This window comes from Streptomyces lancefieldiae, from assembly GCF_031845825.1.
Lineage (GTDB): Bacteria > Actinomycetota > Actinomycetes > Streptomycetales > Streptomycetaceae > Streptomyces > Streptomyces lancefieldiae.
In genome coordinates this window covers 57,069-70,868 of record NZ_JAVRFH010000037.1, presented here as the reverse complement: position 1 = coordinate 70,868, position 13,800 = coordinate 57,069, and the positions used below count along the sequence as shown (strand labels likewise).

Genomic DNA, 13,800 nt, shown 5'->3' with positions numbered 1-13,800 from the left:
GGCAGCGGTTGCCGCGGGGCGAGGGCTCGTCAGCCCTGTCCGGGTCCAGGAGGGCGTGAAGCAGGGGGTCCGGGCGGTTTCGGGGCAATGTGCGGGGGCCGTGAAGGGGTGGGTGACGTCATGGGGTAAAGGGTGTAAAGCGGATGGGAGTTGTGACGTCTGATATCCGTGGGCCTTCGACGCTGCCCATGGGAGTCCATAAGATCTCTGTAGGCTCAGCACACCCCTCGTACCGGACGCCCCGGCGGTCCGCCACGTAGGCCCGCCCACGACCCAGGACACCCGCCATGCCGCGACGCCGCACCACCAGCTCGTCAAGCTCGACGGGAAGTTCGCCGGCTCCCAGGAACCGGACACCTCAACCGGTGCGTGTGCGGCGGCGGTCGTTCGGGGACTTCGTCAAGGCGTTCCTCGCCTTCGTCGCGCTGCTCGTGCTCGTGGTCGGGGTGCCCCTCGCGCTCGCCACCCAGATCGGTTGGCCCCTGCCGGACGGCATGCCCGGTCTGGACTGGCTGCAGCGTGAGATCACCGTCCAGACCTTCCTGCACATCCTGACCGTCATCGTCTGGTTCGCGTGGGCCCAGTTCACGGCCTGCGTGCTCGTCGAGGTCAAGGCCGCGCTGTCCGGCGTCGGGGTGCCGGGGCGGGTGCCGGGGTCCGGGCCCAGCCAGTTGCTGGCCCGGCAGCTCGTCGCCGCCCTGCTGCTCGTCGGCGCCACCGCGGCCAGCCTCACGCCGGGGTTGTCGCAGCTCGGGCAGAGCCTGGAGGGGAACCAGCAGCCGTCCGTCGCCGCGGCCCAGCAGACGCCGGGAATCTTCGCCCAGCAGCAGGGGGCGGCCGCCGGTGCCGCGAACGCCCTCGCCGAGCAGGCCGGTCAGGCGGCGGCCCGCGCCGACGGTGCCTCCGCCGCGCACGGTGACACGAAGTACTACCGGATCCAGCCGCCGGAGGGGCGTCACCACGACTCCCTCTGGGAGATCGCCGACCGGCACCTCGGTGACGGGCGCCGGTACAAGGAGATCTTCGAGCTCAACAAGGACCGGGTGCAGCCGGACGGGTCCAAGCTCTCCGAGGCCAGTCTCATCCGGCCCGGGTGGATCATGGAGATGCCCGGCGACGCACGCGGCGGCGAGCTCGTCGAGATGCCCGACGAGGCGCCGAAGGTCTCCGAGCAGGTGCGGCAGCAGATCCACGACTACGCGCGGACGGGGGACCAGGCGCAGGGTGGCGGCGGAGCCGCGGGCGGCGGCGACGCCCGCGTGTCCCTTCCCGAGCAGCGGCCCGCTCCCGCCACGCCCGCGAAGCCCGCCCCCGCTCCCAGCACCGGGCGGGAGCACGCCACCCCCGCCGAGGCCGGGCAGGCCGGGCAGGCCGGGCAGGCCGGGCACTCCTTCGGGTTGCCCGAGGCCCTGCTCGCCGCCCCCCTCCTCGCCGCCGGTCTCCTCGGCGCCCTCGGCCGCCGGCGCCGGCAGGCGCTGTGGCAGTCGGCGCTCGGCGGCATCGGCGGGCGGCGCGGCATGGAGCCGCCCACGCCGACCGGCGACGCCCAGGACGTGCAGGACGCGCTGCTCGTCGGCGCCGACCCGGAGGGCGTACGCCTGCTGGACCGTTCGCTGCGCGGGCTGTCCGCCGCCCTCGCCGCCGAGTCGCGCCCGCTGCCCGTCGTCTACGCGGCCTGGATGAGTGGCAACGGCGACCTGCACCTCCAGCTCGCCCAGCCGGCCGGGAAGCCGCCGGCGCCCTGGCAGGTCGGGCAGGACCAGACGTTCTGGACGCTCGCGAAGGACGGCGCCGAGCGGTACGAGGACGCCGACACGGCCGCGCCGTACCCCGGTCTCGTCAGCCTCGGCACCATGGACGACTCCCGGCTGCTGCTCAACCTGGAGGCCGTGCCCGGCCTCGTCTCGCTCAGTGGCGCGGAGGCGGACCGGGCCGCCGTGTTCGCGTCGGTCGCCGCCGAACTGGCCACCAACGGATGGTCGGACCGTATGACCATCACCCTGGTCGGGTTCGGCGAGGACCTCACGCCCCTCGCGCCCAACCGGATCCGTCACCTCGACGGGTTCGAGGACCTCTTCGAGACCATGTCCGCCGAGACCCGGCAGCGGCGCGGCGCGCTCGGCGCCGCCGGGCACGACTCCGTCCTCACCGGCCGCACCGGACCTGCCCAGCACACGCGTTGGGCGCCGCACCTCGTGCTGCTCGCCGCCCAGCCGTCCGACGAGGAGGCCTGGCGGCTCGCGGAGCTCGCCGCCGACGCCGGCCGGCTCGGCATCGGGTACCTCGTCGGCACCGGGGGCACCGAGCTGCCCGGCGCCGCCTGGGAGATGGAGGTCACCGGCGCCGGCAGGCTCCTCGCCCCGCTCCTCGGGCTGGACCTGGAGGCCCAGTTGCTGCCGGTCGCCCAGCAACGGGCCGTCGTGGAGTTGTTCACCGACGCCGACCCCGGGCACGGACCCGGCGGGCCCGGCGGACCGACCAACACCCCGCCGTTCCTCGTCGACGTCAGCGAGCAGGGGCGGCCCGCGGTGTACGCGCGCCTCGTCGGGTCGTACGAGATCATCGGCCTGGACGCGCCCGACGGCGACCGCAGCGCCCAGCTCCACGAGGCGCTCGCGCTGCTCCTGCTGCACCGCGAGGGCGTCCACCCGCGCGTGCTGTCCTCCGCGCTGTGGCCGCGCGGTGTGACCGAGGACGTGCGCGACGCGCTGCTCGAGCGGCTGCGGGCCTGGCTGGGCACCGACCCCGACGGCACGCCGAGGCTCGGCACCGACGCCACGGGACGGCTCACCCTCGCCAAGTCCGTCGTCTCCGACCTGGACGTACTGCGCTCCCTCTACTACGAGGCCACGCAGGGCCGGGGCGTCGACAGCCGCCAGGTGCGCGGCCGGCTGCTCACCGACGCACTCGTCCTGGTGCGGGGACCGCTGCTCGCCGACCGGCCCGAGGGCCGCTACCGCTGGCTCACCCACGAGATCATCGACGCCCAGCTCCCGCTGCTCGTCGCGGACACGGGGCTGGCGCTCTCCGAGTTCCACCTGGAGAAGAACCGCGCGGAGAAGGCCATGGAGGCGCTGAACGCGGCCCTGCGCACGGCGCCCGGCGACGAGCGCCTGTGGCACGAACTGCTGCGCGCCACGCACGCCACCGGTGACACCGAACGGCTCGGCACCCTCGCCGCCGACCTCATCGTCCGCAGCGGGGCGCGCGGCGTCCCGCCGCGCACCGAGGCCCTGCTCGACGAGCTGCTTCCGACCTGGCGCGACGGCGCCGCGGCCGCCGGATGAGTCTCGCTCTCGGCCTCGGTCTCCTCGGCCTCGATGTCCTCGTCCTCGTCGTCGCCGCGGCGTGGGGCGCGGTGACGGGGGTGCTGCTGCCGCGGGCCGCCTACCGTTTCTCCGCCCCCGCGGGGGAGGCGTGGCACGAGCGTTGCCCGCGAACGCACCCCGTCCGGGGCTGGCTCGGGCGGGCCCGGTGCGGGCAGTGCCCGGCCGACGAGCCGCCGTACGGCCCCGGCGCCGCCCTTTTCGCCACCGTCACCGCCCTCGTCTGCGCCGCCCTCGCCGCCGCCACCGGTACCCGGCCCGAGCTGGCCGTCTGGCTGCTGCTCGCGCCCGTCGGCGTGCTCCTGGCCGTCGTCGACCTGCGGGTACGGCGGCTGCCCGACCCCCTCACCCTGCCGCTCGCCGGCGCCGCACTCGCCCTCCTGGGCCTCACCGCCCTCGTGCCCGAGCACGCCGGGGAGTGGACCACCGCCGTGCTGGGCGCCCTCGCCCTCGGCGCCGGCTACTGCGTGCTGTTCCTCATCAACCCGGCCGGCATGGGATTCGGCGACGTCAAGCTCGCGCTGAGTGCCGGTGCCGTCCTCGGCTGGTACGGCTGGCCGACGGTGATGCTCGGCACCTTCGCCGGGTTCCTGCTCGGCGCGCTCTACGGCGGCGCCCTCGTCGTCGTGCGGCGTGCCGGGCGCGGGACGGCCATCGCGTTCGGGCCGTTCCTGATCGCGGGCGCGTTCCTCGGCGTCCTCGCGGGCGCGTACGCGGCCTGACGGCGACCTGGGAAAACGGCTGGCGTAGGCTGGTCGCGTCCGTCCACAACCCTTACGAACCTTGCGAAAGGGACGCCGGTGACCGAGAAGGCCGACCTTCAGCCCATCCTCGACCGCGCCGCCGCCGGTGGGCGGATCACCCCCGAAGAGGCGCTCGACCTCTACCGCGACGCCCCGCTGCACGCGCTGGGCGCCGCCGCCGACGCCGTACGCAGGCGGAGGTACGCCGGTACGGAGCACATCGCCACGTACATCATCGAGCGCAACATCAACTACACGAACGTGTGCGTCACGGCGTGCAAGTTCTGCGCCTTCTACGCGGCCCCCAAGGACACCAAGAAGGGCTGGACCCGCGACCTCGACGACATCCTGCGCCGCTGCGCGGAGACCGTCGAGCTGGGCGGCACGCAGATCATGTTCCAGGGCGGCCACCACCCGGACTACGGCGTCGAGTACTACGAGAAGCACTTCGCCGCCATCAAGAAGGAGTTCCCCGAGCTCGTCATCCACAGCCTGGGGGCGAGCGAGGTCGAGCACATGGCCCGGATCTCCGGTGTGTCGGTCGAGGAGGCCATCACCCGGATCCACGCGGCCGGGCTCGACTCCTTCGCCGGTGCCGGAGCCGAGCTCCTGCCCGAGCGGCCGCGCAAGGCCATCGCGCCGCTGAAGGAGTCCGGCGAGCGCTGGCTGGAGATCATGGAGATCGCGCACGGCCTGGGCGTGGAGTCGACGTCCACCATGCTGATGGGCACCGGCGAGACCAACGCCGAGCGCATCGAGCACCTGCGGATGATCCGGGACGTGCAGGACCGCACCGGCGGCTTCCGCGCCTTCATCCCGTACACCTACCAGCCCGAGAACAACCACCTGAAGGGCCGCACCCAGGCCACGCTCTTCGAGTACCTGCGGATGATCGCCATCGCCCGCGTCTTCCTCGACAACGTCGCCCACATCCAGGGCTCCTGGTTGACCACGGGCAAGGAGGTCGGCCAGCTCTCCCTGCACTACGGCGCCGACGACCTCGGCTCGATCATGCTGGAGGAGAACGTCGTGTCGTCGGCCGGCGCCAAGCACCGCTCCAACCGGCTGGAGATCATCGACCTGATCCGCAAGGCGGGGCGCGTCCCGGCGCAGCGCGCCACGACGTACGAGCACCTCGTCGTGCACGACGACCCGGCGAACGACCCCGTCGACGAGCGGGTCGTCTCCCACATCTCGTCCACGGCGATCGAGGGCGGGACGGCTCATCCCGAGCTGAAGCTGCTCGCTTCCAACTGACGCCGCCGTGCTGACGATTCACGCGGCCGACCAGGTGCGCCACACCTGGGACTCCGCACCGGTCGAGGACGGTGCCGTCGCCGTCGAGGGCATCCGGATCGCCGCCGTGGGACCGCTCGCCGAGCTGGTGGAGCGGTTCCCGGCCGCGCGGGTGCGGCGCTGGCCCGGCGTCCTCGGCCCCGCACGCGTCCACGAGGGGCCGCTGCCGGACGCCCCCACGCCGCGCGAGCAGGTCCACGCCGTGCTGAAGCTGGGCGCGGTGGCGGTCCTGGAGGAGTACGCGGGCGCCCCCGGCCTGCGGGCGGCGGCCGAGCGCAACGACGTCGTGGTGCTGACCCGGCCCCGCCCCACCGCCCTCGTCGACCTCGGCCGCGCCGACCTCGCCGTCCTCGACGACACCGGCGCGTGCATCGCGACCGTCTGCGCGGGCCGCCTGGTGCACCGGCGTCGCTGAGCGCGCGCTATCCCGCGAACGCCTCCGCGAACGCGCCGCTCTCCTGCTCCACCCCGCTGCAGTCGGTCAGCGCGTCGTCCGCAGAGGCGTCGTCGGCGCACGGCCGGTCCCGGAACGTCGCCCATATCGACACCCAGGCGATCCCCTTCTCCTGGGCGAAGGCCCGGACCTCGGCCGCGTCCGCGAGCGTGAACGTCTCACCGGCGACGTCGTTGACGCCGAGCATCGACGTCAGCGCCATGCCCCGCCAGGCGTCCGCGTCCGACGTCCCGAAGACCTGCGTCAGCTGGGCGTGGGCGGCCTTCGCCGACGCGAGGGCGTAGTCGCCCATGTCGGCGTCGTACGACTCGCCGTAGTTCATGGTCATGAGGTTGACCGTCGAGACCTGTACGCCGTGGTCGTTGGCGGACGCCAGCAGCGCGAGGCCGTCGGAGTCCAGGCCGGAGGGCATGACCGGGAGGGTGAAGGACACCTCCAGGTCGCTCCGGTCCTCCTGGAGCAGCGCGATCGCCTCCGAGCGCAGGGCCACGGAGTCGGCGTCGGTCAGCTCGTCGCCCTCGATGTCGAAGTCCGCGCGCGTGGAGCCGGCCGCGTCCAGGGCCTCGCCGTACGCCGCCGCCAGCTCCGAGGCGCTGGCGCAGGCCGCCGCCAGCTCCTTGCCGGAGGCGCCGCCGAAGGAGACGCGGACGGTGGGGCCGGACTCCTTCAGCTTCGCGATGCGGGAGGCGACCGAGGTGTCGCCGATGTCCTGGACGCCGTTCCAGCGGGGGGTGCAGTCGTCGCCGGAGGAGATGACGAACGCCAGGTTGTACGTCGCCGGGGAGCCCGCCGAGTCGGTGGCGGCGGCCGTGGTGGCGCTGACGTAGGGGGCGTAGGCGGTGGCCGGCGCGGGGGAGCCGGAGGGGGCCGTGGGGGAGCCGGACGGTGTCGCGGGGGCCGCGTCGGTGGTGCCGTCCTGCGCCGAACATCCCGCGGTGGCCAGGGCGAGCAGCAGGGCCAGCCCGGCCGCCGGTTTCCGGTAGGCCCTCATGTGCGTACGCTCCCGTTCTCGTCATCGGAGTGGTCGGACGAGTGAAGGTCGCACGCCTGCCTGGGCCTTTCCTGAGGAAAGGGTGCGGTTTCCCGCCGCCCCACAGGTCGCGGACAGGCTGCGTCGCTTTTCATCGGGAGCTCACAACGCGGTCCGAGTTCGCGACAGGCAACGCTCCCTAACGTCCGGGGAATGCATTCCGAGCCTGCCTTCGAGAGCCGCGCCGCCGTGGGCGAGAAGCCCGCGCACGGTCGTCGTCGCAAACGCGGCAACGGGTCCGGGGGAGGGCCCGTGTTCGTCGACAACTCCGGACGCCGGGCCAGGCTGCTGCGTCGGCTGGGTCTCCTCGTCGGGGCCGTCTGCGTCGGCTACGCGGCCGTCCTGGGCCTGGCGTTCATGGGGATCGGCACCTCGGTCGGTCCTTCCTCGCTGCTGCCCTTCGGCGACGGCGGAGGCGGACAGGACGGCCCGGGGCCCGGCGGGGGCGCACGTCCCCGGGGCGGCCTCGCTCCCACGGGCGCTCCACCCACCGGCACGGGCAGGCCGGGCCGGCCCGCCACCACCCCCTCCAGCACCGCCGCTCCCAGCACCGCCGCTTCCAGCGGCGCTGCCACCGCCACCGACCGACCGGACGCCCGCACCCCATGACCACGCCCACACCCCCCTCTTCTCCCTCACCGCCCGTACGAGGCCGTCGCCGTGCCCCCTCCCGTATCGAGCGGGCCGCCGGCCGGGCCGCCGCGCTGCAGCGGCCGCGGGTCCTCCTCGCCCTGCTGCTCCTGCTGGCGCTGACCTGTGTGATGCTCCTCGACGGCTACCTGCGCGCGGAGGTCGGCGGCGACCAGCGCGTACGCACCGGCGCGAGCGCGAGCGACGTACCGGACGAGATCCTCGACGGCGGGCCCATCCTCACCTTCCGCGGCGGACAGGCCACCACGGTCTCCGTCCCGGACAAGACGATCGCCCTGACCTTCGACGACGGCCCGAACCCCACCTGGACGCCGCAGGTGTTGGAGATCCTCGAGAAGTACGACGTGCCCGGCACGTTCTTCCTGGTCGGCTCGATGGTCTCGCGCTACCCGGGGATCGTGGAGGACATGGTCGAGCAGGGCAACGAGGTGGGCATCCACACGTTCACCCACGTCGACCTCTCCTACCAGAGCGGCTCCCGCGTCACCCGTGAGATCGAGCAGACCCAGCTCGCCCTCGCGGGCGCGGCCGGCATCACCACCACGCTGTTCCGGGCGCCGTACTCCTCGCAGACGGACGCCATCGACAACTACAGCTGGCCCGTCTACGAGAAGCTCGGTGAGGACGGCTACACGAGCGTCTTCATCGACACCGACAGCGACGACTGGAAGCGGCCCGGCGTCGCGAACATCGTCAAGTGGGCGACGCCGGAGGAGGACGAGGGTGCCTCCGTCCTCTTCCACGACGCGGGCGGCGAGCGGGCGCAGACGATCGAGGCGCTGCCGAAGTACATCGAGAAGATGAAGGCGGAGGGCTACACCTTCACCACCATCAGCGGCGTCATGGCCGAACAGGACGCGCAGGGCCGGACGACACAAGGGCAGGCGACGCAGGCGCAGGCGACGCAGGGGCAGGCGGCGCTCGGGCAGCAGCCCGTCGACGCCGGCACCGGAGACCACCTCCAGGCAGCCCATCACCAGGCCACCGGCACGACCCTCTACGAGGGCAAGGCGCTCATCGCGGCCGTCGCCGTCGCCGAGTGGACGGTCCCGGCGCTGTCGGTCGGACTCATGGTGGTGGGCGTGGCGGTCATGGGCCGGTTCGCGATGATGCTGGTCCTCGCCCGCCGCCACCACCGACAGCGCAACAGACGCCGTTTCAGCTGGGGGCCGCCCGTCACCGGGCCGGTGAGCGTGGTCGTCCCGGCGTACAACGAGAAGGAGTGCATCGAAGCCACCCTCCGGTCGCTGGCGCGGAGCACCCATCCGATCGAGGTCATCGTCGTGGACGACGGCTCGACGGACGGTACGGCCGACATCGCGGAGTCGCTCGGTCTCCCGGGCGTCCGCGTCGTCCGGCAGGCCAACGCGGGCAAGCCCGCCGCCCTCAACAACGGCGTCCGGCACGCCCGCTGCGACATCGTCGTGATGATGGACGGCGACACCGTCTTCGAGCCGGACACCGTACGGCACCTGGTGCAGCCCTTCGCCGACCCCGGCGTCGGCGCGGTCGCGGGCAACGCCAAGGTCGGCAACCGGCGCACCCTCATCGGTGCCTGGCAGCACATCGAGTACGTGATGGGCTTCAACCTCGACCGGCGCATGTACGACCTGCTGCGCTGCATGCCGACGATCCCCGGTGCGATCGGCGCCTTCCGGAGGGAGGCCGTGCTGCAGGTCGGCGGCATGAGCGAGGACACGCTCGCCGAGGACACCGACATCACCATCGCCCTGCACCGGGCCGGATGGCGGGTCGTCTACCAGGAGCACGCCCGGGCCTGGACGGAGGCGCCGGGCTCGCTCAAGCAACTCTGGTCGCAGCGCTACCGCTGGTCCTACGGCACCATGCAGGCACTGTGGAAGCACCGCGGCTCCCTGACGGACAAGGGGCCCTCGGGCCGCTTCGGACGGGTCGGCATGCCGCTGGTCGTGCTCTTCCAGGTGGTCACGCCGGTCTTCGCCCCGCTCATCGACGTGTTCACCGCCTACTCGATGATCTTCATCGACTTCCGGGCGGCGCTGCTCGCATGGCTGGCGGTGCTCGGCGTCCAGCTTGTGTGCGCGGCCTACGCCTTCCGGCTCGACCGGGAGAAGTACCGGTACCTGCTGATGCTGCCGCTCCAGCAGCTGGCGTACCGGCAGATGATGTACCTGGTCCTCATCCACTCCTGCGTCACCGCCCTCACCGGCGGCCGACTGCGCTGGCAGAAGCTGAAGCGGACGGGTGAGGTGGGGACGCCGGCGGGGACCGGGTGATGGGGGCGCACAGCAAGGGAGCGGTGCGCCGCGTTCCCGCCGTGGGCGCGGCGCCGGGGCGGGACCGCTACTTCGACACCCTGCGCGCCCTCGCCCTCGTCCGGGTCGTCGCGTACCACGCCTTCGGCTGGCCGTGGGCCGGGCTGGTCTTCCCTTCCATGGGCATCATGTTCGGCCTGGCGGGCACGCTGATGGCCAAGTCGCTCCAGCGGCCCGCGGCGACGGTGATCCGGAGCCGGCTGCGCCGCCTCCTGCCGCCGTTCTGGTGCTGGGGCGTCTTCGTGGTGGTCGCGATGCTGGTGCACGGCTGGATGCCCGGGTGGCAGATCGTCTACTGGGTCGTGCCGCTCGGCGACCCGCCCGGAAACGCCTGGGGCGAGCAGGCCTGGGAGATCCTCTGGTACCTGCGGACGTACCTGTGGTTCGTGCTGCTCTCCCCGCTGCTGCTGCGGGTCTTCCGGCTCGCACCGGTCCTGGTGCTGGTGCTGTCGCTCGCCCCGGCCGTCGTCCTCCAGTACGTCTGGCAGCCGCCGGGGAACCGTCTCGGCAGCGCGCTCACCGACCTCGCGACCTACCTCTTCTGCTGGATCCTGGGCTTCGCCCACCGCGAGGGAGCGCTGGCACGGCTGAAACCGGTCGCCGTCGCCCCGCCCGCGCTCGCCGCGCTGGCGTACGGCGCCTGGTACGCCCTCGGGCACCAGGGCGAGTACGGCACCTACGACCTCGACGACATCCCGCTCGCGCAGGCATTCTGGTCGGCGGGCTTCGTGACGCTGCTGATGTACTCCAAGGGGCGGTTCGGCGTCGACTTCGCGGGGCTCGCCCGGTTCCGGCGGCTGGACCGGCTCGTGACCGTGTGCAACGCCCGCGCGGTGACGATCTACCTCTGGCACGAGCTCGCCCTCGTCCTGGCCGTACCGCTGACCGACCGGTTCTGGGAGGTGCCCGCGTTCGAGGCGTACCTGCCGCTGGAGAGCCAGTGGTTCCTGCTGGGCCTCGGCTGTTGCCTCGTCGCCGTGTTCGTCGTCCTCTTCGGATGGGTGGAGGACGTCGCCGCGCGGAAGAGGCCGAGGCTCCTGCCGTGAGGCCGTCCGCGGCGGCGGGGGCACCGGCTGCAACAATGGGCCCGTGACCCGCGCTTCCCTGAACAAGCAGCCGCACGAAGTCGCCTCGATGTTCGACGACGTCGCGGAACGGTACGACCTGACGAACGCCGTGCTGTCGCTCGGCCAGGACCGGGCGTGGCGCAAGGCGGTGGCCCGGGCCGTCGACGCCCGGCCCGCGCAGAAGGTCCTGGACCTCGCGGCCGGCACGGCGACCTCCTCCCTGCCCTTCGCCCGCACCGGCGCCTACGTCGTCCCCTGCGACTTCTCCCTCGGCATGCTCCAGGTCGGCAAGGAGCGGCACGCCTGGCTGCCGTTCACCGCGGGTGACGCGACGCGGCTGCCGTTCAAGGACGACGTCTTCGACGCGGTCACCGTCTCCTTCGGGCTGCGCAACGTGCAGGACACGGACGCGGCGCTGCGCGAGATGTACCGCGTGACGCGGCCCGGCGGCCGGGTCGTCATCTGCGAGTTCTCGCATCCGACCTGGGCGCCGTTCCGGACCGTGTACACCGAGTACCTGATGCGCGCCCTGCCGCCGGTGGCCCGCGCGGTGTCGTCCAACCCCGACGCCTACGTCTACCTCGCCGAGTCCATCCGCGCCTGGCCCGACCAGCCGGCACTCGCGGAGCGGCTGCGCAAGGCCGGCTGGTCGAGGGTGGCGTACCGGAACCTGACGGGTGGCGTGGTGGCGCTGCACCGGGGCTTCAAGGAGAGCTGAGCACGGGACGCCGAGGTGGGCGTCGGGCCGTGGGCGTCGGGCCGGTCCGGCGCGTGCGGGATGAGCTCCCGTGTCCGGGCTGCGGCCCGCGGGCCCACGCGCCCGCGCGTCCACGCGCCCGCGCGTCCACGCGCCCGCGCGTCCACGCGCCCGCGCGCCCGCGCGCCCACGGCCATCAGGCCGACCGGGCGCGGCCTGTGCACGTCGGTCTTCTCGGGCGTCAGGCGCACGGACGTCACCCCCGGCGGTACCCGGCGGACCAGCTCCGCCGTGCACCGTCCGGAAGCGTCGCGTGGCTTACCGCGACGGGCGGTTGCTCCCTGTCACAGCGCGAGCCGGTAGCAGTGCCCCTCCTGCCGGGACGTCGGGGTGGTGAAGACCTCGGCGAGCCGCATGCCCAGCCGCTCCGTGACCGCTATGGACCGTGTGTTGCGGGCGTTGACCATCGCCACCACCTCCGCGACGCCCGCCGCGCGCACCCGTTCCAGCGTCTGCCGGGCCGCCGCCGTGACGTACCCCTTGCCCCAGTACGCCCGCCCGAGGCGCCAGCCGATCTCGATCTCGCCCCTGGGCCCCCAGTCCTGCGGCCACGGCTGGGCGCCGGTGAAGCCCATGACGCGGCCGTCCTCGTCCACCATGGTCCACAGGCAGAAGCCGTGCTCGGCGTCGTGCCGGCGCTGGCGGGCGGTGAGCTCCTCGTAGACGGACAGCTCCGCGGACCTTCCACCGTGGAACTCCATGACGTCCGGGTCGTCGAAGATCCGGTGCCAGGCGACGGCGTCCTCGTCGGTGGGGACGCGCAGCCTTACTACAGGCAGAGCTCGGTTCACTGGGCAGCCCTTCAGCCGGGTGATCGGTGACGCTGAATAGACTGCCCGTGTCCAGTGCCCTCGGCACGCACATTTCGAACTCTGGGGAGATCCCGCCGTGACCGAGCCCCTCTCCGACAACACCGCCGATGTGATCGTCGTGGGCGCGGGGCCAGCCGGCTCCACCACCGCGTACTACCTGGCCAAGGCCGGACTCGACGTCCTCCTGCTGGAGAAGACCGCGTTCCCGCGGGAGAAGGTCTGCGGCGACGGACTCACCCCGCGCGCGACCAAGCAGCTCGTGGCGATGGGCATCGACATCTCCGAGGAGGCCGGCTGGCTGCGCAACAAGGGCCTGCGCATCATCGGCGGCGGCTCCCGGCTCCAGCTGGACTGGCCGGATCTGGCCTCCTTCCCGGACTACGGACTCGTCCGCAAGCGCGACGACTTCGACGAGCAGCTCGCCCGGCAGGCCCAGAAGGCCGGCGCCCGGCTGTACGAGCGCTGCAACGTCGGCGCCCCGATCGTGGACGACCGCACGGGCCGCATCACCGGCGTGCACGCCAAGGTGGGGGAGGAGAAGCGGGAGACGACCTTCCACGCCCCGCTGGTCGTGGCCGCCGACGGCAACTCCACGCGCCTGTCCCTGGCGATGGGCCTGCACCGCCGCGAGGACCGTCCGATGGGCGTCGCGGTCCGTACGTACTTCACCTCGCCCCGCCACGACGACGACTACCTGGAGTCCTGGCTGGAACTGTGGGACCGCCGCGGCCCCCAGGACCGCCTCCTGCCGGGCTACGGCTGGATCTTCGGCATGGGCGACGGCACGTCGAACGTCGGCCTGGGCGTGCTGAACACCTCCGCCTCCTTCAAGGAGCTCGACTGGCGCGAGGTCCTCAAGGCCTGGTGCGCGTCCATGCCGGAGGACTGGGGCTACACCCCGGACAACATGACCGGCCCGATCCGCGGTGCCGCCCTCCCCATGGCCTTCAACCGCCAGCCCCACTACACCAAGGGCCTGCTCCTGGTCGGTGACGCCGGCGGCCTGGTGAACCCCTTCAACGGCGAGGGCATCGCCTACGCCATGGAGTCCGGCCAGATCGCCGCCGACGTCATCGTCCAGGCACACGCGCGGGCCACGCCGGCCCAGCGTGAGATCGCCCTCCAGCGCTACCCGCGCGTCCTGAAGGACACCTACGGCGGCTACTACTCGCTGGGACGCGCCTTCGTGAAGCTCATCGGCAACCCGAAGGTCATGCAGATCGCGACCCAGCGCGGCCTCACCCACCCGATCCTGATGAAGTTCACCCTGAAGATGCTCGCCAACCTGACGGATCCGACGGGCGGCGACGCGATGGACCGCATCATCAACGGACTGAGCAAGGTCGCGCCGAAGGCCTGATCAGTCGAAG

The 13,800-nt window shown here is 72.7% G+C and carries 11 protein-coding genes; 9 read left to right on the top strand and 2 right to left on the bottom strand.

All coding sequences use genetic code 11. The annotated features are described in order from the left end of the window. Positions 1-287 precede the first annotated feature (287 nt). The 4 genes from RM812_RS29000 to RM812_RS28985 all read left to right on the top strand — a co-directional run bounded on the left by RM812_RS29000 (position 288) and on the right by RM812_RS28985 (position 5,780). The gene (locus RM812_RS29000) at positions 288-3,287 is read left to right on the top strand and encodes a BTAD domain-containing putative transcriptional regulator (RefSeq protein ID WP_311578631.1); all 3,000 of its coding nucleotides are present in this window, start codon (positions 288-290) and stop codon (positions 3,285-3,287) included. Beyond that, entirely contained in the window at positions 3,284-4,048 is a 765-nt protein-coding gene (locus RM812_RS28995; RefSeq protein WP_311578627.1) for a prepilin peptidase, read from the top strand. Before RM812_RS29000 ends, RM812_RS28995 begins: the two co-directional genes overlap by 4 nt. A 78-nt stretch (positions 4,049-4,126) precedes the next feature. Beyond that, positions 4,127-5,326 (top strand): cyclic dehypoxanthinyl futalosine synthase, encoded by a 1,200-nt coding sequence (gene mqnC, locus RM812_RS28990; protein WP_311578623.1) that lies wholly within the window; start codon positions 4,127-4,129, stop codon positions 5,324-5,326. A gap of 7 nt (positions 5,327-5,333) precedes the next feature. Further along, positions 5,334-5,780, top strand: a complete 447-nt coding sequence (locus RM812_RS28985; RefSeq protein WP_311578620.1) for an imidazolonepropionase-like domain-containing protein — start codon at positions 5,334-5,336, stop codon at positions 5,778-5,780. 7 nt (positions 5,781-5,787) lie between these two features. On the opposite strand, the gene RM812_RS28980 is transcribed toward RM812_RS28985, so the two are convergent. Continuing rightward, positions 5,788-6,810 carry a chitinase gene (locus RM812_RS28980; protein ID WP_311578616.1) on the bottom strand — a complete coding sequence of 341 codons (1,023 nt, stop codon included), beginning with the start codon at positions 6,808-6,810 and terminating at the stop codon, positions 5,788-5,790. Between the two features lie 192 nt (positions 6,811-7,002). Between RM812_RS28980 and RM812_RS28975 the strand changes: the two genes are divergently transcribed. The 4 genes from RM812_RS28975 to RM812_RS28960 are packed head-to-tail and all read left to right on the top strand — an operon-like array spanning position 7,003 to position 11,579. Then, positions 7,003-7,458, top strand: a complete 456-nt coding sequence (locus RM812_RS28975; RefSeq protein ID WP_311578613.1) for a hypothetical protein — start codon at positions 7,003-7,005, stop codon at positions 7,456-7,458. Then, the gene (locus RM812_RS28970) at positions 7,455-9,755 is read left to right on the top strand and encodes a bifunctional polysaccharide deacetylase/glycosyltransferase family 2 protein (protein ID WP_311578610.1); all 2,301 of its coding nucleotides are present in this window, start codon (positions 7,455-7,457) and stop codon (positions 9,753-9,755) included. The genes RM812_RS28975 and RM812_RS28970 overlap by 4 nt, the downstream gene beginning before the upstream one ends. Then, positions 9,755-10,840, top strand: a complete 1,086-nt coding sequence (locus RM812_RS28965) for an acyltransferase family protein (RefSeq protein ID WP_311578607.1) — start codon at positions 9,755-9,757, stop codon at positions 10,838-10,840. The genes RM812_RS28970 and RM812_RS28965 overlap by 1 nt, the downstream gene beginning before the upstream one ends. 43 nt (positions 10,841-10,883) lie before the next feature. After that, positions 10,884-11,579, top strand: coding sequence for a demethylmenaquinone methyltransferase (locus RM812_RS28960; RefSeq protein ID WP_311578603.1), 696 nt, complete (start codon positions 10,884-10,886; stop codon positions 11,577-11,579). 323 nt (positions 11,580-11,902) lie between these two features. Here the strand turns inward: RM812_RS28960 and RM812_RS28955 are convergent, their stop codons facing one another. Then, complete coding sequence (locus tag RM812_RS28955) at positions 11,903-12,409, bottom strand: GNAT family N-acetyltransferase (protein WP_311578597.1); 507 nt, start codon at positions 12,407-12,409, stop codon at positions 11,903-11,905. 97 nt (positions 12,410-12,506) lie between these two features. Between RM812_RS28955 and RM812_RS28950 the strand changes: the two genes are divergently transcribed. Beyond that, positions 12,507-13,790: a geranylgeranyl reductase family protein gene (locus RM812_RS28950; RefSeq protein ID WP_311578594.1), complete on the top strand. Its 1,284-nt coding sequence runs from the start codon at positions 12,507-12,509 to the stop codon at positions 13,788-13,790. The last annotated feature ends 10 nt before the right edge of the window (positions 13,791-13,800 follow it).